Source organism: Streptomyces sp. NPDC001700 (genome assembly GCF_053596435.1).
On record NZ_JBSFGE010000030.1, the window covers coordinates 1 to 25,642 of the forward strand.

Annotated in this window: 21 protein-coding genes; 12 read left to right on the plus strand and 9 right to left on the minus strand. The window is 72.4% G+C overall.

From position 1 onward, the window contains the following. Positions 1–376: 376 nt before the first annotated feature. Entirely contained in the window at positions 377–1,396 is a 1,020-nt protein-coding gene (gene trpS, locus ACWC5C_RS36055) for a tryptophan--tRNA ligase (RefSeq protein WP_450882558.1), read from the plus strand. Positions 1,397–1,400: 4 nt separating this feature from the next. Here trpS and proC read toward each other — a convergent pair whose 3' ends face one another. Next, positions 1,401–2,210, minus strand: a complete 810-nt coding sequence (gene proC / locus ACWC5C_RS36060) for a pyrroline-5-carboxylate reductase (protein ID WP_450882560.1) — start codon at positions 2,208–2,210, stop codon at positions 1,401–1,403. Between the two features lie 339 nt (positions 2,211–2,549). Here proC and ACWC5C_RS36065 point away from each other — a divergent pair, with 339 nt between their 5' ends. Together ACWC5C_RS36065 and ACWC5C_RS36070 are read left to right on the plus strand one after the other, a co-directional pair. Next, complete coding sequence (locus tag ACWC5C_RS36065) at positions 2,550–2,894, plus strand: hypothetical protein (RefSeq protein WP_450882562.1); 345 nt, start codon at positions 2,550–2,552, stop codon at positions 2,892–2,894. A gap of 233 nt (positions 2,895–3,127) precedes the next feature. After that, positions 3,128–4,645, plus strand: a complete 1,518-nt coding sequence (locus ACWC5C_RS36070; RefSeq protein WP_450882728.1) for a SulP family inorganic anion transporter — start codon at positions 3,128–3,130, stop codon at positions 4,643–4,645. An 88-nt stretch (positions 4,646–4,733) separates the two neighbouring features. Here ACWC5C_RS36070 and ACWC5C_RS36075 read toward each other — a convergent pair whose 3' ends face one another. After that, complete coding sequence (locus ACWC5C_RS36075) at positions 4,734–5,009, minus strand: SH3 domain-containing protein (protein ID WP_450882564.1); 276 nt, start codon at positions 5,007–5,009, stop codon at positions 4,734–4,736. Positions 5,010–5,153: 144 nt separating this feature from the next. Here ACWC5C_RS36075 and ACWC5C_RS36080 point away from each other — a divergent pair, with 144 nt between their 5' ends. Next, the gene (locus ACWC5C_RS36080) at positions 5,154–7,400 is read left to right on the plus strand and encodes a protein kinase domain-containing protein (protein ID WP_450882730.1); all 2,247 of its coding nucleotides are present in this window, start codon (positions 5,154–5,156) and stop codon (positions 7,398–7,400) included. 1 nt (position 7,401) lies between these two features. Here the strand turns inward: ACWC5C_RS36080 and ilvD are convergent, their stop codons facing one another. The 4 genes from ilvD to ACWC5C_RS36100 all read right to left on the minus strand — a co-directional run bounded on the left by ilvD (position 7,402) and on the right by ACWC5C_RS36100 (position 11,900). Beyond that, entirely contained in the window at positions 7,402–9,252 is a 1,851-nt protein-coding gene (gene ilvD / locus ACWC5C_RS36085; RefSeq protein ID WP_450882566.1) for a dihydroxy-acid dehydratase, read from the minus strand. 144 nt (positions 9,253–9,396) lie between these two features. Further along, positions 9,397–10,050, minus strand: a complete 654-nt coding sequence (locus tag ACWC5C_RS36090) for a TetR/AcrR family transcriptional regulator (protein WP_450882568.1) — start codon at positions 10,048–10,050, stop codon at positions 9,397–9,399. Next, positions 10,047–10,892, minus strand: a complete 846-nt coding sequence (locus ACWC5C_RS36095) for a sugar phosphate isomerase/epimerase family protein (RefSeq protein WP_450882570.1) — start codon at positions 10,890–10,892, stop codon at positions 10,047–10,049. Before ACWC5C_RS36095 ends, ACWC5C_RS36090 begins: the two co-directional genes overlap by 4 nt. 78 nt (positions 10,893–10,970) lie before the next feature. Then, a complete protein-coding gene (locus ACWC5C_RS36100; RefSeq protein WP_450882572.1) occupies positions 10,971–11,900 on the minus strand; it encodes a Ppx/GppA phosphatase family protein in 930 nt (309 codons plus the stop codon). A gap of 85 nt (positions 11,901–11,985) precedes the next feature. On the opposite strand from ACWC5C_RS36100, the gene ACWC5C_RS36105 reads away from it, so the two are divergent. Further along, the gene (locus tag ACWC5C_RS36105) at positions 11,986–12,822 is read left to right on the plus strand and encodes a hypothetical protein (protein ID WP_450882574.1); all 837 of its coding nucleotides are present in this window, start codon (positions 11,986–11,988) and stop codon (positions 12,820–12,822) included. A gap of 540 nt (positions 12,823–13,362) precedes the next feature. Here the strand turns inward: ACWC5C_RS36105 and ACWC5C_RS36110 are convergent. Beyond that, positions 13,363–15,060, minus strand: coding sequence for a BACON domain-containing protein (locus tag ACWC5C_RS36110; protein ID WP_450882576.1), 1,698 nt, complete (start codon positions 15,058–15,060; stop codon positions 13,363–13,365). 195 nt (positions 15,061–15,255) lie between these two features. Here ACWC5C_RS36110 and radA point away from each other — a divergent pair, with 195 nt between their 5' ends. Together radA and disA are read left to right on the plus strand one after the other, a co-directional pair. Beyond that, complete coding sequence (gene radA, locus ACWC5C_RS36115; protein WP_450882578.1) at positions 15,256–16,677, plus strand: DNA repair protein RadA; 1,422 nt, start codon at positions 15,256–15,258, stop codon at positions 16,675–16,677. 259 nt (positions 16,678–16,936) lie between these two features. Continuing rightward, the gene (gene disA / locus ACWC5C_RS36120; RefSeq protein ID WP_385447599.1) at positions 16,937–17,995 is read left to right on the plus strand and encodes a DNA integrity scanning diadenylate cyclase DisA; all 1,059 of its coding nucleotides are present in this window, start codon (positions 16,937–16,939) and stop codon (positions 17,993–17,995) included. A gap of 74 nt (positions 17,996–18,069) precedes the next feature. Here the strand turns inward: disA and ACWC5C_RS36125 are convergent, their stop codons facing one another. Further along, a complete protein-coding gene (locus ACWC5C_RS36125) occupies positions 18,070–18,939 on the minus strand; it encodes a hypothetical protein (protein ID WP_450882580.1) in 870 nt (289 codons plus the stop codon). A gap of 240 nt (positions 18,940–19,179) precedes the next feature. Between ACWC5C_RS36125 and ACWC5C_RS36130 the strand changes: the two genes are divergently transcribed. From ACWC5C_RS36130 to cseC, 5 genes are all read left to right on the plus strand, one after another. Beyond that, entirely contained in the window at positions 19,180–20,100 is a 921-nt protein-coding gene (locus ACWC5C_RS36130; protein WP_450882582.1) for an A/G-specific adenine glycosylase, read from the plus strand. Positions 20,101–20,383: 283 nt separating this feature from the next. Then, positions 20,384–21,001 carry a SigE family RNA polymerase sigma factor gene (locus ACWC5C_RS36135; protein ID WP_450882584.1) on the plus strand — a complete coding sequence of 206 codons (618 nt, stop codon included), beginning with the start codon at positions 20,384–20,386 and terminating at the stop codon, positions 20,999–21,001. 98 nt (positions 21,002–21,099) lie between these two features. Beyond that, a complete protein-coding gene (locus ACWC5C_RS36140) occupies positions 21,100–21,810 on the plus strand; it encodes a hypothetical protein (RefSeq protein ID WP_450882586.1) in 711 nt (236 codons plus the stop codon). Positions 21,811–21,819: 9 nt separating this feature from the next. Next, positions 21,820–22,530 carry a two-component system response regulator CseB gene (cseB, locus tag ACWC5C_RS36145; RefSeq protein WP_450882588.1) on the plus strand — a complete coding sequence of 237 codons (711 nt, stop codon included), beginning with the start codon at positions 21,820–21,822 and terminating at the stop codon, positions 22,528–22,530. Positions 22,531–22,538: 8 nt separating this feature from the next. Then, positions 22,539–23,840, plus strand: coding sequence for a two-component system sensor histidine kinase CseC (gene cseC, locus ACWC5C_RS36150; protein WP_450882590.1), 1,302 nt, complete (start codon positions 22,539–22,541; stop codon positions 23,838–23,840). 55 nt (positions 23,841–23,895) lie between these two features. Here the strand turns inward: cseC and ACWC5C_RS36155 are convergent, their stop codons facing one another. After that, a complete protein-coding gene (locus ACWC5C_RS36155) occupies positions 23,896–25,539 on the minus strand; it encodes an MDR family MFS transporter (protein WP_450882591.1) in 1,644 nt (547 codons plus the stop codon). Positions 25,540–25,642 lie beyond the last annotated feature (103 nt).

Consider the following 25,642-nt stretch of genomic DNA (forward strand, 5'->3'; position numbering starts at 1 on the left):
AGCTCATAATCGAGCTTTTCGTTCCGGATTTCGGCATGCCGAAGTCGTTCCCGATTGGGGGTCGTGCTGAGTGGTTTGCCGCCGGTGCGGCTCGAAGTGTTGCCCCGTTTCCCTGCGGACTCCGTGACAACTCGAAGAACAGTACACGACGCCCCGGCGGCCTTCAAACCCGTGCCGGGCCGCCCTGCGGGGCGTACGCTCAGAGGCATGACGCAGCATGCGCACATCGCACAGTGGTGGCCCGCCTGACCGGCGGCCGCCCCCAGCGCATGCACTTCCACGGCCGCCGCTCCGGCGGCCGTTCGCATATCTCCTCCCCCTCGCGGACCCGGCCGTCCGGCCCGGCGGTCCCGAGACAGCGGGAGAGAGCAGACCCATGGCACACACCACGACGGCACGTCCCCGGATCTTCAGCGGGGTGAAGCCGACCGGGCATCTGACCCTCGGCAACTACCTCGGCGCCCTGCGCCGGTGGGTAGAAGAGGACCAGTACCGGGCCGACGCGCTGTTCTGCGTCGTCGATCTGCACGCGCTGACGGTGGAACACGATCCGGCGCGGGTCCGACGGTTGTCCCGGCAGACGGCCACGCTGTTCCTGGCGGCCGGTCTGGACCCGGAGCAGTGCACCCTGTTCGTCCAGAGCCAGGTCGATGAACACGCCCGGCTCTCCTATCTGATGGAGTGCACGGCTTCCGACGGCGAGATGCGGCGGATGATCCAGTACAAGGAGAAGGTCGCGCAGGAGTCGGCGCGCGACAGGAGCGTACGGCTGTCGCTGCTCACCTATCCGGCCCTGATGGCGGCCGACATCCTGGCGTACGGAACGGACGAGGTGCCGGTCGGTGACGACCAGACGCAGCACGTGGAGCTGACCCGGGAGTTGGCGCGGCGGTTCAACCAGCGCTACGGGCCGGTCTTCACCGTGCCGCGCGCGACGCCTCCGCCGGTGGCGGCGCGGGTGATGGATCTGCAGGACCCGCTGTCGAAGATGGGGAAGTCGCACGGCGAGGGCAGGGGCATCGTCTATCTCCTGGACGAGACGGACACCGTGCGCAAGAAGATCATGCGGGCGGTCACGGACAGCGGCAGCGACGTCCGGTACGACCGGGAGGAGCGACCCGGGGTGGCGAATCTGCTGGAGGTGCTCGCGGCGTGCACCGGGGGCAAGCCGGAGGTGCTGGCCGACGAGTACACCTCGTACGGGGCGTTGAAGGGCGCGGTGGCCGAGGCGGTGGTGGAGCTGCTGCGGCCGCTCCGCGCCCGGCACGCCGAGCTGAGCGCCGACCCCTCCTATGTGGACGGGGTGCTGCGGGCCGGGGCCGAGCGCGCCCGGGCGCTGGCCCGGCCGCGCGTCGACGCCGCCTATGCGGCGGTGGGGCTGCTGCCGTCGGCCTGAGAGGTCAGCCGTTGCCGGAGGCCAGCTCGCGGCTGCGGTCGCGGGCCGCCTCCAGGGCGGCGATCAGGGCGGCGCGTACGCCGTGGCTCTCCAGCTCGCGGATGGCGTTGATGGTGGTGCCCGCGGGGGAGGTCACGGCCTCGCGCAGCGAGACCGGGTGCTGGCCGCTGTCGCGCAGCATCGTCGCGGCGCCGATCGCCGCCTGGACGATCAGGTCGTGGGCCTTGTCGCGGGGCAGCCCGAGCAGGATTCCGGCGTCCGTCATGGCCTCGACGAGAAAGTAGAAGTACGCGGGACCGGAGCCGGAGAGGGCGGTCGCGGCGTCCTGCTGGCTCTCCGGGACGCGGAGCGTCTTGCCGACGCCGCCGAAGATCGCCTCGGCGTGGGCGAGATGCTCCTCCTGGGCGTGGCTGCCCGCCGAGATGACGGACATGGCCTCGTCGACGAGGGCGGGGGTGTTGGTCATGACGCGCACGACAGGGGTGCCGACGGCCAGGCGGGCCTCGAAGAAGGAGGTCGGGATGCCCGCCGCGCCGGAGATCACCAGCCGGTCGGCGGGCACGTGCGGGGCCAGCTCGTCCAGCAGCGTGCTCATGTCCTGCGGTTTTACGGTGAGGATGAGGGTGTCGGCGGCCTTGGCCGCCTCGGCGTTGGTGACGGCCTCGACGCCGTAGCGTGACCGCAGTTCCTGGGCGCGCTCCGGGCGGCGGGCGGTGACCAGCAGATCGGTCGGTTTCCAGCCACCGCGGATCATTCCGCTGAGCAGGGCCTCGCCGATCTTTCCCGTGCCGAGTACGGCGACCGTCTCCGTCATAGTGCGGCTCACCTCGTGCGTTGCTGCGATGGATGGACGTCTCTCATCCTCGCACCGGGGGCCGCGCGACGCGCCGCGCGTTATTCATTGTTCGATGAATAATATTTTCCGCAAGGCGATCGGGTGACCCGGCGTGACCCGATCGCTTGCGAGCGCTGGCGTCCGCCGGGGCGACCGGAAGGAACCCGTCCTGTTCGACGCCTCTCTATTCACAAGTTGGTTACATATCGACTTGCAAATGGTCACGGCCTTCTGGACACAATGGAGTTGAGTGTCGATACGTAGCGGAGGGAGGCGATGGTGAGGACGGTCCGGCATACCGCTCGTGGACTGCTAGCAGTGGTATCCGTACTGCTCGCCCTCTTCATCGCCGCGGACACCGCGTCAGCGCAGGTCACCCATCCCGAGACGATCACCTCGACGGCGTCCGCCGACCCCAAGCCGATCATCAAGGCTCTCTCCACCCACCATGACAGCGGGGTGGAGGACTGCAAGGGGCTCCGTAACGGACGAGCACCGCTGACCGCGCCCACACCGAGCGGCAAATACGGATGTGTGTGCGGATGCGACGCGGGGGTGCGGCTGCCGCGCACCGCGATCAACGAATCCCTGACAGGCCGACAGGCCGTACCGGTTTCGAGATCGGGCGAGTTGCCCGTCATCCTCCAGATTTTCCGCTGCTGAGGGCTGCGCCGCCGAGCCGTCATATGCCGACGGCCCGTGACGGCCTATTCCGTACGCCCAAGCGCGTCACGTTTCACGCTTTCTCACCCTTTGTGTGAGCGAGCGAGCTTCACCGCCAGCGACCGATTCCATCGATCCCACTGACGAAGTGCTATGCCGTGCCCCCGCCTGCCCAGAGCCGGTGACGGGGCGCACTGGAGGCAACCCTCATGCGAAACTCTCTTCTCTCCCGAATGCGCGGCGGCGCCGGTGGCGCCGACGGCGCTTCCCCCGGCGGCGGGACGTTCCGCGCGGACTTCACCGCGTCTCTCGTCGTCTTCCTGGTGGCCGTGCCCCTGTGCGTGGGCGTGGCCGTCGCTTCCGGCGTCCCGGCCGAGCTGGGCCTGATCACCGGCATCGTCGGCGGTCTGGTCACCGGCTTCCTGCCGGGCAGCAGCCTGCAGGTGTCGGGACCCGCCGCCGGTCTGACCGTGCTGGTCTACGAGGCGGTCCAGGAATACGGCGTCGCGGCGCTGGGTGTGCTCGTCCTGGTGTCCGGACTGCTCCAGCTGGGCATGGGCGCCCTCGGCCTGGGCCGCTGGTTCCGGGCGATCTCGCTCGCCGTGGTGCAGGGCATGCTGGCCGGTATCGGCCTCGTACTGATCGCCGGGCAGCTCTACGCGCTCGCCGACGCCAAGGCCCCGAGCAGCGGGCTCGACAAGATCTTCGGGATTCCTGAGCTGGTCGGCGACGTGGCCGGGTCGAGCGACGCGCTCACGGCCGTGGCCATCGGCGTCGGAACCATCCTGGTCCTGGTCTTCTGGCCGCGCTTCCGTCAGGGCGCCAAGGTGCTGCCCGCCCCGCTGGCCGCGGTCGCCCTCGCGACGATCGCCACGGTGAGCTTCGATCTGCCGGTCGCCCGCGTCGAGGTCAAGGGTCTGGTGGAGGCCATCCAGCCCCCCGGCCTGGACCAGTTCACCCAGATGGCCGAAGTGGGTGTGATCGGTACCATTCTCGCGTTCACCCTGATCGCTTCGGCGGAGAGCCTGTTCAGTGCGGCGGCCGTGGACCGGCTGCACGACGGCCCGCGCACCGACTACGACAAGGAGCTGATGGCGCAGGGCGCCGGTAACGCGGTGTGCGGTGTGCTCGGCGCGCTGCCGATGACCGCGGTGATCGTCCGCAGCTCGGCCAACGTCTCCGCCGGTGCCAAGACGAAGCTCTCGCGCATCCTGCACGGTGTGTGGCTGCTGGTCTTCGCGGTGCTCTTCCCGTCCGCGCTGGGCATCATCCCGGTGGCGACGCTCGCCGGTGTGCTGGTGCACGCGGGCTGGAAGCTGATCCCGACCAAGGACCTGCTGCCGCTGTGGCGGGAGCGCCGGGGCGAGGCGATCATCCTGATCGTGACCGCCGGGGCCATCGTCATCACCAACATGTTCGAGGGCGTCATCATCGGTCTGCTGATGTCGGTCGCCAAGACCGCCTGGGAGACCTCGCACGTCCACATCGACGTCAAGGGCCGCGACGCCGCCGACGACCAGCCCATCAAGGTGCGGGTGCTCGGCAACGCGACCTTCCTCCGGCTGCCCAAGCTGCTCGACGAGCTGGAGGGGCTGCCCCGTGAGCGGACCGTGGAGCTGGACCTGAGGGGACTGCGCCATGTGGACCACGCGTGCGAGATGGCGCTGGCCACCTGGACCGAGCGGCACAACGCGGTCGTCCGCCATGCGGAGACCAGCGAAGCCGAAGCCGACGCCAAAGTACTGGCGTAGCGACTGACCCGAACAGCCCAGCCCCGGGCCCTCGGCGCATCCCGCGCCGGGGGCCCGGGGCTTTTCACCGGGTCGCCGGGCGCCCGGTTCAGCCGCAGGCGACGGCGACGAAGCCGTCGCTGCCCGTCTTCACGTACGCGTCGGAGACGTACTGCCCCGGGGCGATGCAGTCCCAGATGTCCGTCGAGCCGTACGGACCGGACACCCGCTGACCGTGCGTCTGACAGCGGATCGGCACGCGGGTGTTGACCGGCAGCTTCTTGACCAGCGTGTAGCCGGTGCCGGGACCGCTGCGGACGTTCACCTGGTAGCCCGGCGCGGTCGGATAGGTGACGGCTTGCGCGACAGTGTCTTCCATGGCCATGTGGCCCTCCCCCGTTGAACTTCGTTCCGACGTAGTGCACATGTCGGATTAAGTGACACGACATGCGTAGGTTAACGAGTCTCGTACGTGTCATCGACTAGGCTCGCCGAGTCGCTGACGCGGCCGAATTCACGGGGGTGGGGCATGCCGCCGGTGCGCGGAGCCGGTACGGGGCCAGAAGCGGAAGATCCGGAGTACGCCGGGCAGTACCGGCTTGAGGCACGCCTCGGCGCGGGTGGCATGGGCGTGGTCCACCTCGCCCGCTCGGCGTCCGGGCGACGGCTCGCGGTGAAGGTCATCCATGCCGAGTTCTCCGAAGACCCCGAGTTCAGGGCGCGGTTCCGGCAGGAGGTGGCGGCCGCGCGGCGGGTCAGCGGGGCGTTCACCGCGCCCGTCGTGGACGCCGACCCGGAGGGCGTACGGCCGTGGATGGCCACCACGTACATCCCCGGCCCGACACTGGCCGAACACGTCAAGCGGAACGGCTCGTTGGCGCCGGACGAGGTGGTCGCGCTGGCGGCCGGGCTCGCGGAGGCGCTGCGCGACATCCATCGGGTGGGCGTGGTCCACCGCGATCTGAAGCCCAGCAACGTACTGCTCGCGGCGGACGGTCCGAAGGTCATCGACTTCGGGATCTCCCGGCCGTCCGACAGCGAACTGCGCACCGAGACGGGCAAGTTGATCGGCACGCCGCCGTTCATGGCGCCCGAGCAGTTCCAGCGGCCACGGGCGGTGGGTCCGGCGGCGGATGTGTTCGCGCTGGGGTCGCTGCTGGTGCACGCGGCGACGGGGCGGGGGCCGTTCGAGTCCGAGAGCCCGTACATCGTGGCGTACCAAGTGGTGCACGACGAGGCGGACTTGGCGGGGGTGCCGGACGAACTGCTGCCGCTGATCGAGCGCTGCCTCGCCAAGAACCCGGCGGAACGGCCCACGCCGGACGCGCTGATGACCGTGCTGCGGGCGGTGCGCGGGCCGCAGCCGCCGGAGGCGCGGGGGCCCGTGCCCGTGGTCCTCCCGGCGCAGCGGGTGGCGGAGCCGGTTGTTGTGGCGGAGCCGGTTGTCGCGGATGAGGCTGTTCTGTCTGGGCCTGAGGTGGCGCCTGAGGCCGAGGTGGCGCCTGGGCCGGGGGCGGAGGAAGCCTCGGAGGAGTCCGCGCCGCGGGTGCGGCGGGGGGTGCGGCGGTGGGTTCCGGCGGCCCTCGCCGCGCTCGTCCTGCTGGGTGCGGGCACGGTCGTGGGGCTGCGCCAGCTGAACGAGCGGGAGTCCGCCACGGAGCGGCACCCGCAGAACAGCGCCGCGACCGCCACCACCGCCTGGCGGCCGTGGGAGCGGGAGCTACGCGGCGGCGGCGCGACCGGGGCGGCGGCCAAGGGCGCGCGGCCCGCGTCCTGTTCGTACGGGGACGGCGCGCTGTACTGCGCGGCGCGCGGCGTCCAGGCCGCCCGTATCGACACCGCCAACGGCCGGGTGGTGTGGTCGCGTCCCGCCACGACGAGCCGCCCCGGCGGGACCACCGGCGCGCCCGTCCCGGCGGGCGGTCTGGTGCGGGTGATGTCCCCGGACGGGGCGCGGCTGGAGGCGCTGGAGCCGCGTACCCACCGGGTGCGGTGGAGCCGCGAGGTGTCCGCGTACGGCGGCCGGGTCTACTCCGCGGGCGGCACAGTGCTGCTGGTCGCGGCGGACGGCACCGTCACGGCGGTCAACGGGACGACGGACCGGGAACGTTGGAGCCATCTGCTGCCCGGGCACGCGGAGCCGAGCTTCTTCTCGTACGGTGACGGCCGCACCGCGTACGCCCTGACCACCGCTCCGGACGGGCGGCGCTCCCTGGTCACGGCGATCGACACGGTGCGCGGTACGACGCGCTGGCAGCGCTCGCTCTCCGGCACCCTCACCCCCGTCGGGGCGGGCCCGGACGGGGTCCTGCACCTGACCGAGGCCGACAGCCGGAGCCGTACCGCCGCTGTCGTCTCGTACGATCCGGCGCGGCGGGCGGAGCGGCGGTCCGAGCTGACCGTGCCGGTGTCCCTGAGCAGCGCCGCCGTCCGGGGCGACCGGGTGTTTCTGCTGGCCGAGGACGGCGGGCTGGTGGCCGTCGACACCGCGCGCGGGGCCCAGCGGTGGCGGATGGAGACCTCGGTGGCCAACGCCTCACCGCTGGTGGCCTCGGGCGAGCGGCTGTACTTCTCGTCGGCGGACGGCCGGGTGCTGGCCGTGGACACGCGGCGCGGCCGCCTGCTCGGCCAGACCCGCCCCCGCGCGGACCGCTCCGGCGGCCAGGGCTTTCTGGCCCTGATGCCCGCGCCGGTCGCGGCGGCGGGCAAGGTCTTCGCCACGGCCCCGGACGGCACGGTGTTCGCCGTGGACGCCCGGGATCCGGAGCGGTGGTGAATCAGCCCAGCTGGGTGATGTCCCGCACCGCGCCCTTGTCGGCGCTGGTGGCCATGGCCGCGTAGGCGCGCAGGGCGGTGGAGACCTTGCGCTCGCGGTTCTTCGGGGCGTAGACGCCGCCGAGGGCCTCGCGGCGGGCGGCCAGCTTCTCCTCGGGGACGAGGAGTTCCATCGTGCGGGCCGGGATGTCGATGCGGATCCGGTCGCCGTCCTCGACCAGGGCGATGGTGCCGCCCGAGGCCGCCTCGGGGGAGGCGTGGCCGATGGACAGGCCCGAGGTGCCGCCGGAGAAGCGGCCGTCGGTGATCAGCGCGCAGGCCTTGCCCAGGCCCCGGCCCTTGAGGAAGGAGGTGGGGTAGAGCATTTCCTGCATGCCGGGGCCGCCCTTGGGGCCCTCGTAGCGGATGACGACGACGTCGCCCTCCTTGACCTGCTTGTTCAGGATCCGCTCGACGGCTTCCTCCTGCGACTCGCAGACGACGGCCGGGCCTTCGAAGGTCCAGATCGACTCGTCGACGCCCGCGGTCTTCACCACGCAGCCGTCCTCGGCGAGGTTGCCGTAGAGGACGGCCAGGCCGCCCTCGGTGGAGTAGGCGTGCGCGACGTCGCGGATGCAGCCGCCTTCGGCGTCGGTGTCCAGGGTGTCCCAGCGCTCGGACTGCGAGAAGGCGGTCGCGGAGCGGACGCAGCCGGGGGCGGCGTGGAACAGCTCGACGGCCTCGGCGGACGGCGAACCGCCGCGGATGTCCCACTGCTTGAGCCAGTCGGCGAGCGAGTCGGAGTGCACCGACTGCACGCTCTCGTTGAGCAGGCCCGCGCGGTACAGCTCGCCGAGGATGGCGGGGATGCCACCGGCCCGGTGGACGTCCTCCATGTAGTAGACGCCGCCGGGGGCGATGTTGGGCGCGACCTTGGACAGGCAGGGCAGCCGGCGGGAGATTTCGTCGATCGCCTGCATGTCGAAGTCGAGACCGGCCTCCTGGGCGGCGGCCAGCAGGTGGAGGATCGTGTTGGTGGAGCCGCCCATGGCGATGTCGAGGGCCATGGCGTTCTCGAAGGCGGCGCGGGAGCCGATGGCGCGCGGCAGGACGGTCTCGTCGTCCTGCTCGTAGTGGCGCTTGGTGATCTCCACGACCGTGCGCCCGGCCGTCTCGTACAGCTCCTTGCGGGCGGTGTGGGTGGCCAGCACCGAGCCGTTGCCCGGCAGGGCGAGGCCCATCGCCTCGGTGAGGCAGTTCATCGAGTTGGCGGTGAACATGCCGGAGCAGGAGCCGCAGGTCGGACAGGCGTTGTCCTCGATGCGGGCGATGTCCTCGTCCGAGACCTTGTCGTTGACGGCCTCGGAGATCGCGGTGATCAGGTCGAGCTTGCGGACCGTGCCGTCGACCAGGGTCGCGCGGCCGGACTCCATCGGGCCACCGGAGACGAAGACGGTCGGGATGTTGAGCCGCATCGCGGCCATCAGCATCCCGGGCGTGATCTTGTCGCAGTTGGAGATGCAGATCAGCGCGTCCGCGCAGTGCGCCTCGACCATGTACTCGACGGAGTCGGCGATCAGGTCGCGGGAGGGGAGGCTGTAGAGCATCCCGCCGTGGCCCATCGCGATGCCGTCGTCAACGGCGATGGTGTTGAACTCGCGCGGGATGCCGCCCGCCGCGTGGATCGCCTCGCTGACGATCCGGCCGACCGGCTGGAGGTGGGTGTGGCCGGGCACGAACTCGGTGAAGCTGTTGGCCACGGCGACGATCGGCTTGCCGAAGTCCTCGCGCGCTACGCCGGAAGCCTGCATAAGGGCGCGCGCGCCCGCCATGTTGCGGCCGTGGGTGACGGTGCGAGACCTCAGCTCGGGCACGGTGCTCGGCTCCCTCGTAAGTACGTCCGGCGAATCGGACCTGGTGTATCGGATCGGAGTCTTCTGACTCTACGCCTGTGGGGCGCGAATCCCGATGGGGTGTCCGGATCCAGAGACGGGCGGCTCACAGTGTGGAATCGCTGATCACTTCTCGGTGAGGTACCGCTGGAGCGTCGGACCCACCATCGCGATGATCTCCTCGACGGTCGCCGAGGCCACCGGCTCCATCTTGATCACGTACCGCAGCATCGCGATCCCGAGGATCTGGGCGGCCGCGAGCTGGGCGCGGAACTTCGGGTCCGGTACGTCCAGGTCGCGGGCCATCCGCAGCAGCAGCCGCCGCTCGATCATCCCGCGCAGGACGGCGGCGGCCGCCTCGTTCGTGAGCGCGGAGCGCATCACCGCCAGCAGGGGCAGCCGGGTGACCGGGTTCTCCCAGGTGGCGAAGAAGTAGCGGGCCATCCGCTCGCCCGCGCCCTCCCGGCCGCCGCTGTGCACCGCCTCCGGGGCGCCCATGGCGGGCGCCAGGATCAGCTCGATCGCGGCGCCGAAGACCTGGTCCTTGGTGCCGAAGTAGTGGTGGACCAGCGCCGGGTCCACCTCGGCGGCCTTCGCGATGCCGCGGATCGAGGCCTTGTCGTAGCCGCGCTCGGCGAACTCGTTGCGCGCCGCGGTCAGGATGCGGTCGCGGGCCCCGGGGCCGTCGGCCGCGCTGCCGCGGGCGGGGCGGCCGCGGCCTCGGCGGGGACCGGCGGGGGGCGGCGGCCCGGCGGACGGCGGGGGTGTGGCTGGTGTCACTTCCGGCGCACCGCCCGGCCCGCCCGGGAGGCCGGGGTCGGGGAGGCCAGATGGAGCCGGGTGAAGGCCAGCGCCTCCGCGAGATCGGCCTCACGCTCGGCCTGGGACATGGCCCGCCGGGTGTTCACCTCGACCACCACATGGCCGTCGAAGCCGGTCCTGGCGAGACGTTCCAGCAGCTCCGCGCAGGGCTGGGAGCCGCGCCCCGGCACCAGGTGCTCGTCCTTGTTGGAGCCCTGGCCGTCGGCGAGGTGGAGATGGGCGAGCCGGTCGCCCATCCGGTCCACCATGTCCAGGGCGTCCGTACGGGAGGTCGCGGTGTGCGAGAGGTCGATCGTGAAGTGCCGGTAGTCGTCCTTGGTGACGTCCCAGTCCGGCGCGTACGCGAGCATCTCGCGGTCGCGGTACCGCCACGGGAACATGTTCTCCACCGCGAACCGCACGTCGGTCTCGTCCGCCATCCGCCAGATTCCGCTCACGAACTCGCGGGCGTAACCGCGCTGCCATCTGAACGGCGGGTGGACGACGACGGTCGACGCGCCCAGCCGCTCTGCCGCCGCCTTGGCCCGCTGCAGCTTGACCCATGGGTCGGTGGACCACACCCGCTGAGTGATCAGCAGACATGGCGCGTGCACGGCAAGGATCGGCACCCCGTGATAATCCGAGAGGCGGCGCAGCGACTCGATGTCCTGGCTGACCGGATCGGTCCACACCATGACCTCGACACCGTCGTAGCCCAGCCGCGCGGCGATCTCGAAGGCCGTCGCCGTCGACTCCGGATAGACCGAGGCGGTGGACAGGGCGACCTTCGCATCCGGGATGCGCACCACTGGCTCTGTCACGAGGGACAGCGTACGGCCGCTGCTCTGTGCGACTAAACCGCGACTGCCGATCACGTCATTCGGGCAGACCCGATCACGTCAGGTGGGCAGGTGGTCCAGGCGGCGCAGAATGACGCCCTCGCGCAGCGCCCACGGGCAGATCTCCAGCACGTCGACCTTGAACAGATCCATGGCGGCCTCGGCGACCAGCGCCCCGGCCAGCAGCTGCGGGGCGCGCCCCTCGGAGACCCCGGGCAGCTCGGCGCGGGCCGCGGCGGGCATGGCGGCCAGCCGGGGCACCCACTCCTCCAGCGCCTCGCGGGTGAGCCTGCGCTCCACGTACGGGCCCTCGGCGGAGCGCGCCGCGCCCGCGATCCGGGCCAGCTGCCGGAAGGTCTTGGAGGTGGCGACCACCTGGTCCGGTGTGCTGTGGCGGCTGAAGTCGCCGACGACGCGGGCGATCTCGGTGCGTACGTGCCGCCGCAGGGTGCGGATGTCCGACGCGTCGGGCGGATCGCCGGGCAGCCAGCCGGCGGTGAGCCGGCCCGCGCCCAGCGGCAGCGAGACGGCCGCGTCGGGCTCCTCGTCGAGGCCGTACGCGATCTCCAGCGAGCCGCCGCCGATGTCCAGGAGCAGCAGCCTCCCCGACGACCAGCCGCACCAGCGGCGGGCGGCCAGGAAGGTGAGCCGGGCCTCGTCCTCGCCGCTGAGCACGCGCAGCCGTACGCCGGTCTCCTCGGCGACCCGGGCGAGGACGCCGTCCGCGTTGGCGGCCTCCCGGACGGCGGAGGTCGCGAACGGCAGCACCTCCTCGACGCCCTTGTCCTCGGCCGCCTCCAGCGCCTCCTTGACCACCGCGATCAGGCGGTCGACGCCTTCGGAGCCGATGGCTCCGTCGCCGTCGAGGAGTTCGGCCAGCCGCAGTTCCGCCTTGTGGGAGTGGGCGGGCAGCGGGCGGGCGCCCTGGTGTGCGTCCACCACCAGCAGATGGACCGTATTCGAACCCACGTCGAGGACACCGAGTCTCATGGCCAGAACGCTACTGTGCGGCCGGTGTGGCCATGCACGGGATCCCGTCCCCGGGGCGTTTACGCCGGGGGCATACCCTTGCACCGTGGCAACGACGAAAAAGGCGAAGCAGGACAAAGGCCGGAAGAACGCCCCGGAGCCGGAGCAGGTCCCGTCCCCGGCGGAGCCGCCCGCGGACGAGGTCGGCCTGGACTTCGCCCGCGCCTGGGCCGAATTCCCCGACCCCGCCGACGAGGAGCAGGTCTTCCGCTGCGACCTGACCTGGCTCACCTCGCGCTGGAGCTGCATTTTCGGCCAGGGCTGCCAGGGCATCCAGGCCGGGCGTGCGAGCGACGGCTGCTGCACGCTGGGCGCGCACTTCTCGGACGAGGAGGACGAGGCGCGGGTCGCCCGCCATATGTCCCGGCTGACCCCGGAGGTCTGGCAGTTCCACGACGAGGGGCACACCGGGGGGTGGGTGCAGGAGGACGAGGACGGCGACCGTCAGACGCGCCGCTACGACGGCTCGTGCATCTTCCAGAACCGGCCCGGTTTCGCGGGCGGCGCGGGCTGTGCGCTGCACATCCTGGCGCTCCGGGAGGGGCGTGAACCGCTGGAGACCAAGCCGGACGTCTGCTGGCAGCTGCCGGTGCGGCGGTCGTACGAGTGGATCGACCGGCCGGACGACACGCGGGTGCTGCAGATCACGATCGGTGAGTACGACCGGCGGGGGTGGGGGCCGGGCGGGCACGACCTGCACTGGTGGTGCACCTCGGCCGTTTCGGCGCATGGCGCCGGGGATCCGGTGTACGTGTCGTACCGGCCGGAGCTGACGGAGCTGATGGGCAAGGCGGGGTACGACCGGCTGGTGGAGCTGTGCGAGGCCCGCCTGGCGTCCTCCCTCCCCCTGGTAGCCCCCCACCCAGCAGACCCGCCGAACTGACGCCGGGTCTCTTCCCCCACCAGGGACTGCGCCCCCGGACCTCCGACGCCCCGGCGCCCGGCGGTCCGTCCGCGCGGGTGGGGGCCGGTTCTTGCCCCACCCCGCCCCTTCCCGAAACCGGGGACTGCGCCCCCGGACCCCCGCCCCCTTCCGGGGCCGCCCGGCTCCGGGAATCGGCGGGCCCCGAAACCAGGGGCTGCGCCCCGGGCCCCAGGACCCCGGTCGGCCCTGAGGGGGGGCTTTCCCCCTGGCCCCTCCCCTTCCCGAAACCGGGGACTGCGCCCCCGGACCCCCGCCCCCTTCCGGGGCCGCCCGGCTCCGGGAATCGGCGGGCCCCGAAACCAGGGGCTGCGCCCCGGGCCCCAGGACCCTGGTCGGCGCTGAGGGGGCTTTTCCCCTCCCGCGCGCCTTCTGGGGCGCCCGCCCCGGGGCGGCGGCGGGCAGGGCTGCGCGCTCTGGGCGCCGGGGGTCCGGGGGCCTTGCCCCTGGTTTCGGGAAGGGGCGGGGTGGGGGACAAACCGCCCTCGGGCGCGGGGCCCGCTAGTCCTTCGGGGGTGGGGAGTCCGAGGGGGGTGGGGTGGAGGGCGAGGGGGGCGGAGTGGATGTGGTGGGGGTTGGGGTGGGGGTCGGGGGGGTGCCTTGGCCTTCGATTTGGACCATCGCGCCCGACGGGGACACCGTCACCCGTGCGCGCCAGCGGCCCGGGGGCTCGCGGTCGTGGTCGACCGCGACCGTGATCGTCGCCGACTGGCCGGGGCGCAGCTCGCCCGCGGTGCGGCTCAGCTGGAGCCAGGACGCGCCCGACGCCGAGGCGGACCAGCGCACCGGGGCGCCGCCCGAGGCGGACAGCGTGATGACCGTCACATCGCCGCTCGGCTGGGCCTCCACGGTGAGCCGCCCGGGGCCGGGCGCGGGGCGGGAGGGGGCGGGGCCGTCGCCGGGGCGGCCGTGGGTGTCGGGGCGGGCGTCACCGCCGCGGGAAGGTCCGCGGCCCTTGGCGTGGCGCTCGGGTTTGCCGTCCACGCCGATGACCTCGACCGTCACGTCGGGGGCCGACGTTCCGGCGCGACCGCGCAGCTTGGCCGCGCCGGAACGGTCCTGCGCGCTGCCCGCCTGCTCGTACGTACGCCCGGCGGACCGATCCTGCTCACCGTCCGCCGCGGCGGCGGCCACCGAGTCCGTGTCGTGCTCGTCACCGGCGAGCGGGGCGCCCCGGTAGGCGGCCCACAGGGCGAGCACCGGGGCGGCCACGACCGTGGCGACCACGGTCGTGGTCAGGGCGCGGCTGCGCAGTCGGCGGCGGCGGGCGGCGCGGTCCTGGGGGTCCAGCGGGAAGCCGCGCCGGTCGAAGCGCGGACCGGCCGTGGCACGCGCGGGGCGTGCGCTCAGGGCGCACAGCATCGCGGCGTGCACGGCGGAGCGGTCCGCCTCCACCAGCGGCAGCGCGGCGGGGGCGGCGGCCGTACCGGGCCAGGGGCCGTCGGCCGTGGCCCGCTCCGCCATCCGGCGGCATTCGCGGCAGTCGTCGACATGACGCACCAGCTCACGGCGGAGCGCGGCGGAGAGCAGCACCTGGGTGTCGCCCGCGAGCCGGGCGACGACCGGGCAGTGGCCCAGCTCCACGACGGCGAGCGCGGCGCGGGTCCGCTCGACCTCGCAGGCGGCGCTGGAGAGCAGGGCGCGGGTCTCGTCGGCGTCCTTGCCGAGCGCGGCGGCGACCTCGGCGGGGCCGAGCTGGTGGCGGACGTTGAGTTCGAGCGCCTCGCGCTGGGCGGCGGTGGTCCCGGCGGCCTCGGGCCAGGCGAGCGCGGCGAGTTCGCGGCGGCGCCGGTCGGCGACGGGCTCGGGCAGCGCGGTGTCCGGACCGCCCCGCCCGCCCGTCGGCTCCCATGACCCGCGCGGCTCCCGCCGCTCCCGCAGCTCGGCGAGCTTGCGCAGACAGGCCCAGCGGGCGACCGCGTAGAGCCACGGGCGGCTCGGCTCCTCTTCTGCCTCCGCGCGGCCGCGCCCGCGCCCCCGTCCGAGCCGCCGCTCGGCGACGGCCAGCACATCGCCGAGCGTGACCGCCGCGGCGTCGTGCTCGCACAGGACCGACAGGCAGTAGGTGAACAGACCGTCCAGATACGGCTCGTAGCGCGCGGGAGGCCGCTGGGGGCGCGTGGCGGCGACGCGGGGCGCGCGGCGCTGCGCCCGGTGTGCGCCGGTGGCGTGTGTCGAGTGCTCGGACCTGCTGCTCATCACCCGGCGACCGTAGGCGGATGAAGCAGACTTGCTCGCCTTACTTCGGCAGTTTTAACCCTTACGGGTGACCATCTCCCTCATAAGGGGACAGGTGTCCCTCTCACGCGCGACAGAACTGCTATGAGCCCACAAGCGGCCCCCGCACGCGGCCCGCACGCCCCGCTGTCGGTGGCCGGCGCTAGCGTTGGCGTCATGGCTGCCCGTAGCTCCTCCCGTTCATCTGCCAAGGACCGGCCCTCCTATCGCTGCACCGAGTGCGGCTGGACCACCGCCAAGTGGCTCGGCCGCTGCCCGGAGTGCCAGGCCTGGGGCACGGTCGAGGAGTTCGGCGCGCCCGCCGTGCGGACCACCGCGCCCGGCCGGGTCACCTCCGCCGCCCTGCCCATCGGCCAGATCGACGGCCGCCAGGCCACCGCCCGTTCCACCGGTGTGGACGAGCTGGACCGGGTGCTCGGCGGCGGCCTGGTCCCCGGCGCCGTGGTGCTGCTCGCCGGGGAGCCGGGCGTCGGCAAGTCGACGCTGCTGCTGGACGTCGCGGCCAAGGCGGCCAGCGACGACCACCGCACGCTGTATGTGACCGCGGAGGAGTCGGCCGGTCAGGTCCGGCTGCGCGCCGACCGCATCGGGGCGCTGAGCGAGCATCTCTACCTCGCGGCCGAGACCGATCTGTCCGCCGTGCTCGGCCATCTCGACTCGGTCAAGCCGTCGCTGCTGGTCCTGGACTCCGTGCAGACCGTCGCCTCGCCCGAGCTGGACGGCGCGCCCGGCGGCATGGCCCAGGTGCGGGAGGTGGCCGGGGCGCTGATCCGGGCGTCCAAGGAGCGCGGCATGTCCACGCTGCTGGTCGGCCATGTGACGAAGGACGGGGCGATCGCGGGCCCCCGGCTGCTGGAGCACCTGGTCGACGTGGTGCTGCACTTCGAGGGCGACCGGCACGCCCGGCTGCGGCTGGTCCGCGGCGTCAAGAACCGGTACGGGGCGACGGACGAGGTGGGCTGCTTCGAGCTGCACGACGAGGGCATCACCGGCCTCGCCGACCCGTCCGGGCTGTTCCTCACCCGGCGCGCCGAGCCGGTGCCCGGCACCTGCCTGACCGTCACCCTGGAGGGCCGCCGCCCGCTGGTGGCCGAGGTGCAGGCGCTCACCGTCGACTCGCAGATCCCCTCCCCCCGCCGCACCACCTCAGGGCTGGAGACCTCCCGCGTCTCGATGATGCTGGCCGTCCTGGAGCAGCGCGGCCGGATCAGCGCGCTCGGCAAGCGCGACATCTACAGCGCCACGGTGGGCGGGGTGAAGCTGTCGGAGCCCGCGGCGGACCTCGCGGTGGCGCTCGCGCTGGCGAGCGCCGCGAGCGACACCCCGCTGCCCAAGAACCTGGTGGCGATCGGCGAGGTGGGGCTCGCGGGCGAGGTCCGGCGGGTCACGGGGGTGCAGCGGCGGCTGTCCGAGGCCGCCCGGCTGGGCTTCACCCACGCCCTGGTGCCCACCGATCCGGGCCGCGTCCCGGAGGGCATGCGGGTGCTGGAGGTGGCGGACATAGGGGACGCACTGCGCGTCCTGCCCCGGCGCGAGCGCACGGACCGCGCGCGGGCGGACGCCCCCGAGCGGGGGTGAGCGAGGGGGCGTTCGCGGTGGTGAGCGGGGCGATCCGGACCGCCGGGGAAGCCGCGCTCCACCTGCCGCCCACGGGCGTACGCCGGGAGACCCCACGGGAGGCCGGGGACCGCCGGTAGACTTTGCCCTGGTCTCGCCCGTACGTGGCCTCGTCAGCGGCGCGGAAGGGCGACTCGCGGCACCGATTCAGACCTTGTGACGGAGGAGTGCAGTGGCAGCAGGCGACCGGGCATCGAATCCCGGCAAAGCCGACAGTCTGATGCGTGCCACTCTGAGCGCCGTCGCGCCGGGCACGGCGCTGCGCGACGGCCTTGAGCGCATCCTCCGTGGAAACACGGGCGGGCTCATCGTGCTCGGCACCGACAAGACCGTCGAGTCGCTGTGTACCGGCGGCTTCATCATCGACGTCGAATTCACCGCCACCCGGCTGCGCGAACTGTGCAAGCTGGACGGGGCGCTGGTTCTCGACAAGGACATCAGCAAGATCGTGCGGGCGGGGGTGCAGCTCGTCCCGGACGCGGCGATCGCCACCGAGGAGACCGGCACCCGGCACCGCACAGCGCAGCGCGTCTCCATCCAGACCGGGTTCCCGGTCGTGTCCGTCAGCCAGTCCATGCGGCTGATCGCGCTGTACGTGGACGGGCTGCGGCGGGTCCTGGAGGATTCCGCGGCCATCCTCTCCCGCGCCAACCAGGCGCTGGCCACCCTGGAGCGGTACAAGCTCCGGCTGGACGAGGTGGCGGGCACGCTCTCCGCGCTGGAGATCGAGGACCTGGTCACCGTCCGGGACGTCAGCGCGGTGGCGCAGCGGCTGGAGATGGTCCGGCGCATCGCCACCGAGATCGCCGAGTACGTGGTGGAGCTGGGCACGGACGGCCGTCTGCTCTCGCTCCAGCTGGACGAGCTGATCGCGGGCGTGGAGCCGGAGCGGGAGCTGGTCGTACGGGACTACGTGCCCGAGCCGACCGCCAAGCGCACCCGCACCGTGGCCGACGCGCTGGCCGAGCTGGACCGGCTCACCCACACCGAGCTGCTCGAACTCCCCATCGTGGCCCGCGCCCTGGGGTACACGGGCTCCCCCGAGACCCTGGACTCGGCGGTCTCCCCGCGCGGCTTCCGGCTGCTGGCCAAGGTGCCGAGGCTGCCGGGGGCGATCATCGAGCGGCTGGTGGAGCACTTCGGCGGGCTGCAGAAGCTGCTGGCCGCGAGCGTGGACGATCTGCAGATGGTCGACGGCGTGGGCGAGGCCCGGGCCCGCTCGGTCCGCGAGGGCCTGTCGCGGCTGGCGGAGTCGTCGATCCTGGAGCGGTACGTGTAGCGGCACGGCGAGCCGCATAACAGAGGGGGCCGGATCCGATGCGGATCCGGCCCCTCTGCTGTCGCTGTCAGCCGCTAGTCCTTGGCGAGGACGAACGACACCTTGGCCGCGCCCAGGCCGTCCAGCTTCGCCTCGACCAGGTAGGTGCCGGGGCCCGCCGCCTTGCCGCCCTTCGGCGTCGCGCAGTGGGCGGCGGTGCGCTCGCGGTCCCATTCCACGGTGCGCTTGGTCTCACCGGAGGCGGGCACCTCGATCAGGGCGGTGGCGGTGCCCTCGGGGCAGTCGTCCGAGGCCCAGACGTGCTCGTTGTCCGCGTCCGTGATGGTCAGGGAGGCGGCCGCCCGGCCGAAGTCCACCGCGCAGGAGCTGTTCGAGGAGTTCTTCACGGTGATTTCGAACGTCGGCTTCTCATCCGCCTCGTAGGTGTTCTTCACCTTCGCGTCCTTGACGCTGCGCACCGTCAGCTCGACATCGCCGCGCTCGCACTCCGGCAGGCTCGATCCGACGGGCAGCCCCTGGCCGTCCCCGTCGCCGAGTCCGTCGCCGGTGCCGCCGGTGGCCCCGCTGCCGCCCGTATCGCCCGTACCGCCGTCGCCGTCCGCGCCCGTACCGCCGTCGCCGCCGGTGTCACCGGAGCCGGAGCCGGAGTCCGAGCCGGAGCCGGAACCCGAACCGGGGCCCGTGCCGCCGGTGTCCGACTCGTCGCGGCCGCCCGGCCGTTGGCTGTTCACTGGCCCGGAGGTGGTCGGTCCGGGGGTGATCGTGCGGGCGGGGCCGCCGCCCGGGCCCTTCCCCTCGTCGCTTCCGCCGCCGCCCGAACCACCCCAGCCGAAGGCCCAGATGACGAGCAGTGCGATGAGTGCGAGCAGGGCCAGCGCAACAGCCCTCCGCCGCCAGTAGATGGAGGAGGGAAGCGGCCCGATCGGATTGCGCAGAGATCCCACGCGGAAACTCTATGGGAGATCGGCCCCCACACCCGCCAATAACCGCCGCCGGACTCCCTACTTTTCTCATCATCCGACCGGATCGGCCACCTGGGCGACAACAGCCCGGTCCGCACCCGGCCGCCCGCCGCGCAGCCTCACCTCAATTGCCCCGTTTCGCACAGATCTGCCCCGGGTCGACCCGAACGCCCGCGCCTCCGGCCCCCCATCGGGCGTTCCGTCATGTCAGGATCGGATGTGATGACTGCCATTTCCGCCGCCCCGGCCGCCGCAACACCGACCCCCGACGGTGCCGAGCTCCACCGGCCCGTCATCGACTGGTTCGACGCCCATGCCCGCGACCTCCCCTGGCGCCGCCCGGAGGCGGGGGCGTGGGGCGTGATGGTGAGCGAGTTCATGCTCCAGCAGACGCCGGTGAGCCGCGTGCTGCCGGTGTACGAGCAGTGGCTCGCCCGCTGGCCGCGCCCCGCCGACCTGGCCGCCGAACCGCCCGGTGAGGCGGTCCGCGCCTGGGGCCGCCTCGGCTATCCGCGCCGCGCGCTGCGGCTGCACGGCGCGGCGGCGGCGATAAGGGAGCGGCACGGCGGTGACGTACCGGAGGAGCACGCGCAGCTGCTCGCGCTGCCGGGGGTCGGCGAGTACACGGCGGCGGCCGTGGCCTCGTTCGCGTACGGACAGCGCCACCCGGTGCTGGACACCAATGTGCGCCGGGTGTTCGCGCGGGCGGTCGGCGGCGCCCAGTACCCGCCGAACGCCACCACCGCCGCCGAGCGCAAGCTCGCCCGCGCCCTGCTGCCGGACGACGAGCGGACGGCGTCGCGCTGGGCGGCGGCCACCATGGAGCTGGGCGCGCTGGTCTGCACGGCCCGCACCCCCGACTGCGCCCGCTGCCCCATCGCCGCGTCCTGCGCCTGGCGCGGGGCCGGTTCGCCGGAGCACGACGGCCCGCCGAGGCGCGGCCAGACGTACGCCGGGACGGACCGTCAGGTGCGCGGCAAGCTGCTGGCGGTGTTGCGGGAGGCGGTCGCGCCCGTGCCGCAGGCGGCGCTGGACCAGGTGTGGAACGAGCCGGTGCAGCGGGCCCGGGCGCTCGACGGGCTGGTCTCCGACGGTCTCGTCGAACCGCTCGCGGGCGGCCTCTACCGGCTGCCGATGACCTGAACCGACCTGAGCTGACCTGAGCTGACCTGATCCGACATCCCTTGCCACAGCCCGGTTTCACGGCCTCACCAGGGCGTCTGTGACAGAGCTGTGACACTGCCAGGACCCGGTTCTGACACTCCGTCGAACCGGGTTCCGCTGTTACACAACCTATGGACAGCTGTGCGTATCCCGAGGTGCTGACGCACATGGCGCCGCAACAGCCCCTCCGTAGCGTCCTTCCCGTGCCGGGCGAACGACCGGCATCCAACGTGGGGAAGACAGCGGGATGGAGGGCTGCGTGATGACCGGCAGCAGCGGCGAGGTTCTGGACTTCGAGGAGTACGTGCGCAACCGGCAGGACGCGCTGCTGCGCAGCGCCCGCCGACTGGTTCCGGACCCGATCGAGGCACAGGACCTCCTGCAGACCGCGCTCGTGCGCACCTACGGCCGCTGGGACGGGATAGCCGACAAGTCCCTCGCCGACGCGTACCTCCGCCGCGTCATGATCAACACCCGGACCGAGTGGTGGCGCGCCCGCAAGCTGGACGAGGTGCCCACCGAGCAGCTGCCGGAGTCCAGCGTCGAGGACGGCACCGAGCAGCACGCCGACCGGGCCCTGCTGATGGACATCCTCGGGGTGCTGGCTCCCAAGCAGCGCAGTGTCGTGGTGCTGCGACACTGGGAGCAGATGACGACGGAGGAGACGGCGGAGGCGCTCGGTATGTCGACCGGCACGGTCAAGAGCACGCTGCACCGGGCGCTCGCCCGGCTGCGGCAGGAGCTGGAGAGCCGCGAGCTGGATGCCCGCGCGCTGGGCCGCGAGCGGGCGGAGCAGCCCGCCGCCGCGAAGCCGCTCCGGGTCCGGAACCAGGTCCGGCGTGACCGCCAGGAGCGGGGGCAGGAACGGTGCGCGGCCTGATCAAGGCCTCTCCTGACAGGACCGACAGGACCAGCAGGACCAGCAGGACCGGCAGGACCGGCAGGACCGGCAGGACCGGCAGGACCGGCAGGACCCGCATGCCCAGCAGGTCCGCCATCATCACCGGCGGCGCGGTCGTGGGCCTCGCGGCCGCCGGCGGCTGGATGCTGGCCGGATGCAGCTTCAGCAGCCAGGGCGTGCGGACCGAGGGCCCGGCCCGCACCCAGTGGACCTCGCCCGCCGCGCAGGACCACGGCTCGTACGCGGGCGGCGGGACGGCCAAGCCCCCGGCCGTGCGGAAGGCCGAAGCGGTGCGGCTGATCAAAGAGGACCCGAAGGTCGGCCAGGACCTGAAGTCGCACCTCCAGCCGTGCACGGCGGCGGCCGGGAAGGGCAAGCCGGTCAAGGGCTACCCGGTGGAGGTGGCCCGGGGGAAGCTGACCGGACCCGCCGCGTCCGACCTCGTCATCAACGTCACGAGCTGCGACGACGGCTTCGGCATCGGCTCGTATGTGTACCGCAAGGTGGGGCCTCGGTACGAGAACGTCTTCAGCGACGAGCAGCCGCCGGTCTACGCCGACGTCGTCAAGGGCGATCTGAGCGTCACCAAGCTCTCGTACGCCTCGGGTGACACCGTCTGCTGCCCTTCACGCGAAGATGTGATCACCTACCGTTGGGCGGCGAGCAGGGAGGCGTTCACCGTGATCCGGCACAAGCACACCGACTACAGCAAGAACGGCCCCACGGAGGAGCCCGCTCCCAGCGCCGCCGTGAAGGACAGCGGCGAGGACGACGGAACGGAAGGCTGAACCGAGGCTGTGGCCGAAACCCATGTGCTCTTCGTCGAGGACGACGATGTCATCCGCGAGGCCACCCAGCTCGCCCTGGAGCGCGACGGCTTCCTGGTGACGGCCGCGCCCGACGGGCTGACCGGGCTGGAGCGGTTCCGCGCCTCCCGGCCCGACATCGCCCTGCTGGATGTGATGGTTCCGGGCCTGGACGGGGTCAGCCTGTGCCGCCGGATCCGTGACGAGTCCACCGTTCCCGTGATCATGCTGTCGGCCCGCGCCGACTCGATCGACGTGGTGCTGGGCCTGGAGGCCGGGGCCGACGACTACGTCACCAAGCCCTTCGACGGCGCCGTGCTGGTCGCCCGCATCCGCGCCGTACTGCGGCGTTTCGGCCACGCCAGCGGCCCCGGCGGCCGCGGCGGCGAACAGCCGGACCCCGAGGAGCCCGAGGGCGGCGTGCTGCGCTTCGGCGACCTGGAGGTGGACCCGGAGGGCATGGAGGTCCGCAAGGGCGGTGAGCAGGTCGCGCTGACGCCGACCGAGATGCGGCTGCTGCTGGAGTTCTCGGCCGCGCCCGGCACCGTGCTCTCCCGCGACCGGCTGCTGGAGCGGGTGTGGGAGTACGGCTGGGGCGGGGACACCCGGGTCGTCGACGTCCATGTCCAGCGGCTGCGCGGCAAGATAGGCCAGGACCGCATCGAGACGGTCCGCGGCTTCGGCTACAAGCTCAGGGGCTGAAGCGGACCATGGTGAGACTCGCGCTCCGCTCCGGACTGCGCTGGAAGGTCAGCCTGGCCATCGCCGCGGTGAGCGCGCTGGTCGCCGTCGCGCTGAGCCTCGTCGTCCACAACGCGGCCCGGGTCTCGATGCTGGACAACAGCCGCACGGTGATGGACGAGCGGGTCAAGGTCGCACAGAAGTGGTACGAGCAGTCCCGGGTGCTGGGCTTCGGCGCCAAGCTGGACGACCAGCGGCTGCCGGAGGACCTGCGGAAGTTCGCGGCGCGCGGGCAGCGCGCCACCTATCTGGAGGACTCCGGCACCGGCAGCCCCGAGGTGTGGGCGTCGGTGCCGCTGCGCGACGGCAAGGTGCTCTCCGTCCACACCCGCTTCCAGGACCGCTTCGCCGTCCTGGACGACCTGGACCGGGTGCTGATCCTCGGCTCGGTCTCCGTGGTGCTGGGCGGGATCGCGCTCGGCGTGCTGATAGGCGATCAGCTCTCGCGGCGGCTGCGCAAGGCCGCCACCGCGGCCCGCAAACTCGCCGAGGGCGACTCCGAGGTGCGGGTACGGGACGCCATCGGCGGCCGGGTGCGCGACGAGACCGACGACCTGGCGCGCGCGGTCGACGGCATGGCCGAGGCGCTGCAGGAGCGGCTGGAGGCGGAGCGGCGGGTCACCGCCGACATCGCCCACGAGCTGCGCACCCCGGTCACCGGGCTGCTGACCGCCGCCGAGCTGCTGCCCCCGGGCCGCCCCACCGAGCTGGTACGGGACCGGGCGCAGGCGATGCGCACGCTGGTCGAGGACGTGCTGGAGGTGGCCCGGCTGGACGGCTTCGCCGAGCGGGCCGAACTCCAGGAGATCGACCTCGCCGAGTTCATCACCCGCCGGGTGCGGGTGGTGTCCCCGGACGCGGTGGTCACGGTGGTGTCCCGGGACGCCTACGTCTCCACCGACCCGCGCCGTCTCGAACGCATCCTCGGCAATCTGCTGGCCAACGCCGCCCGGCACGGCAAGCCGCCGTTCGAGGTCACCGTGGAGGGGCGGGTGCTGCGGGTGCGTGACCACGGGCCCGGCTTCCCGGACGCGCTGCTGAAGGACGGGCCGAGCCGGTTCCGTACCGGCAGCAAGGACCGGGCGGGCCAGGGCCATGGGCTGGGCCTGACCATCGCCGCGGGCCAGGCCCGGGTGCTCGGGGCGCGGCTGACGTTCCGTAACGCGGATCCGGCGGTGGAGGGCGAGGACGGCGCGGTGGCGGTGCTCTGGCTGCCGGAGTCGGCGCCCACCAACACCGGCAGCTTCCCGGTCATCGAGGTCCCGGACTGACGCGAGCCGCCCCGCCCTTCGGCAGAAGGGCGGGGCGGCTCGGCGGTCCTACGGGTCAGACGGTCTCGGCGACCGGCACCGCGTCGGTCGGGGCCTTGTCGCCGTCCTCGGACTTGGCGGCGGAGGCGCGCAGCGGGACCTCCTTGATGAACCAGGCCGCGATGAAGCCGACGATGCTGATCACCGCGCCCCACAGGAACACCTGCTGCGCACCGCTGGCCACGGCGTGGAGGTAGGCGTCCTTGATGGGCGGGGGCAGCTTCCCGATGCTGGCCGGGTCGAGCTGGGCGCTGCCGGAGGTGACGGCCGCCGCCTTCCCGCCGCCCCGCTCGGCCATGGTGTCGTTCACCTGGTTGTTGAACAGGACACCCAGGATCGCGACGCCGAAGGAGCCGCCCAGGGTGCGGAAGAGGGTGGCGGAGGAGGAGCCGACGCCCATGTCCTTCATCTCGACGCTGTTCTGCGCGATCAGCATCGTCGTCTGCATGAGGAAGCCCATGCCCGCGCCGAGCACCGCCATGTAGATGCCGGAGGTGGTGCGGGTGGTCTCGGTGTCCATCTGCGCCAGCAGGAACATGCCCGCGGTGATCAGGAAGCCGCCCAGGATCGGGAAGATCTTGTACTTGCCGGTCTGGGTGGTGACCCGGCCCGCGACCAGCGAGACGGCCATCATGCTCAGCAGCATCGGGAGCAGCAGCAGACCGGAGTTGGTGGCCGAGGCGCCCTGGACGGTCTGCTGGAAGAGCGGCAGGAAGGTCATCGAGCCGAACATCACGAAGCCGGTGAGGAAGCCGATGATCGTGACCAGCGAGAAGTTGCCGATCCGGAAGATGTGCAGCGGCAGTACGGGTTCGGCGACCCGCTTCTCGACGAAGAGGAACGCGGCGAGCGCGAGGACGCCGACCACGCCGAGCCCGATGATCTCGACCGAGCCCCAGGCGTACTCGTTGCCGCCCCAGGTGGTGAGCAGCACGAGCGCGGTGATGCCGACGGTCAGCAGGGCCGCGCCGGTGTAGTCGATCCGTCCCTCGAAGCGCTTCTTGGGCAGGTGGAGCACCGCGCTGATCGCGAACAGGGCGATCGCGCCGAGCGGGATGTTGATGTAGAAGATCCAGCGCCAGCCGAGGTGGTCGGTGATCGTGCCGCCGACCAGCGGGCCACCGATCATGGCCACGGCCATCACACCGGCCATCATGCCCTGGTAGCGGCCACGCTCCCGGGGCGGCACCAGGTCACCGATGATCGCCATCACGCCGACCATCAGACCGCCCGCGCCCAGGCCCTGGACGGCCCGGAAGCCGATCAGCTGACCCATCGTCTGGGCCATGCCGGAGAGGGCCGAACCGGCGAGGAAGAGGGCGATGGAGGTGAGGAAGATGCCCTTGCGGCCGTACATGTCGCCGAGCTTGCCCCAGATGGGGGTCGAGGCGGCGGTCGCCAGGGTGTACGCGGTCACCACCCACGAGAGGTGCTCAAGGCCGCCCAGCTCGCCGACGATGGTCGGCATCGCGGTGCCGACGATCATGTTGTCGAGCATCGCGAGCAGCATCGCGATCATGAGGGCCAGGATCACCACGCTGGTGCTGTGGGTCTTCGGCTCCTTGCCCTGCTTGCCCTCCGTGCCCGGAGCGGGCCGGGCGGCGCCCTGTGCGGGCAGGGAAGCGGGTGGCACTTCACCTTCTGGTTTCTTCTGGGACATGATCTCCACTCCCCCTGGTTACGACGAGCTCCGGTGACGCGCCACTTACTTGCCGCCCGGCTAGTTGAGTACAGTGGGAACGGTAAGACGTCTACTAGCCGGG

What these genes read in the sequence shown, in the direction of transcription:
- trpS (WP_450882558.1), top strand. Translation starts at nt 377, where the DNA reads ATGGCACACACCACGACGGCACGTCCCCGGATCTTCAGCGGGGTGAAG.
- proC (WP_450882560.1), bottom strand. Translation starts at nt 2,210, where the DNA reads ATGACGGAGACGGTCGCCGTACTCGGCACGGGAAAGATCGGCGAGGCC.
- ACWC5C_RS36070 (WP_450882728.1), top strand. Translation starts at nt 3,128, where the DNA reads ATGCGCGGCGGCGCCGGTGGCGCCGACGGCGCTTCCCCCGGCGGCGGG.
- ACWC5C_RS36075 (WP_450882564.1), bottom strand. Translation starts at nt 5,009, where the DNA reads ATGGCCATGGAAGACACTGTCGCGCAAGCCGTCACCTATCCGACCGCG.
- ACWC5C_RS36080 (WP_450882730.1), top strand. Translation starts at nt 5,154, where the DNA reads ATGCCGCCGGTGCGCGGAGCCGGTACGGGGCCAGAAGCGGAAGATCCG.
- ACWC5C_RS36100 (WP_450882572.1), bottom strand. Translation starts at nt 11,900, where the DNA reads ATGAGACTCGGTGTCCTCGACGTGGGTTCGAATACGGTCCATCTGCTG.
- ACWC5C_RS36110 (WP_450882576.1), bottom strand. Translation starts at nt 15,060, where the DNA reads ATGAGCAGCAGGTCCGAGCACTCGACACACGCCACCGGCGCACACCGG.
- radA (WP_450882578.1), top strand. Translation starts at nt 15,256, where the DNA reads ATGGCTGCCCGTAGCTCCTCCCGTTCATCTGCCAAGGACCGGCCCTCC.
- disA (WP_385447599.1), top strand. Translation starts at nt 16,937, where the DNA reads ATGCGTGCCACTCTGAGCGCCGTCGCGCCGGGCACGGCGCTGCGCGAC.
- ACWC5C_RS36130 (WP_450882582.1), top strand. Translation starts at nt 19,180, where the DNA reads ATGACTGCCATTTCCGCCGCCCCGGCCGCCGCAACACCGACCCCCGAC.
- ACWC5C_RS36135 (WP_450882584.1), top strand. Translation starts at nt 20,384, where the DNA reads ATGACCGGCAGCAGCGGCGAGGTTCTGGACTTCGAGGAGTACGTGCGC.
- ACWC5C_RS36140 (WP_450882586.1), top strand. Translation starts at nt 21,100, where the DNA reads ATGCCCAGCAGGTCCGCCATCATCACCGGCGGCGCGGTCGTGGGCCTC.
- cseC (WP_450882590.1), top strand. Translation starts at nt 22,539, where the DNA reads ATGGTGAGACTCGCGCTCCGCTCCGGACTGCGCTGGAAGGTCAGCCTG.
- ACWC5C_RS36155 (WP_450882591.1), bottom strand. Translation starts at nt 25,539, where the DNA reads ATGTCCCAGAAGAAACCAGAAGGTGAAGTGCCACCCGCTTCCCTGCCC.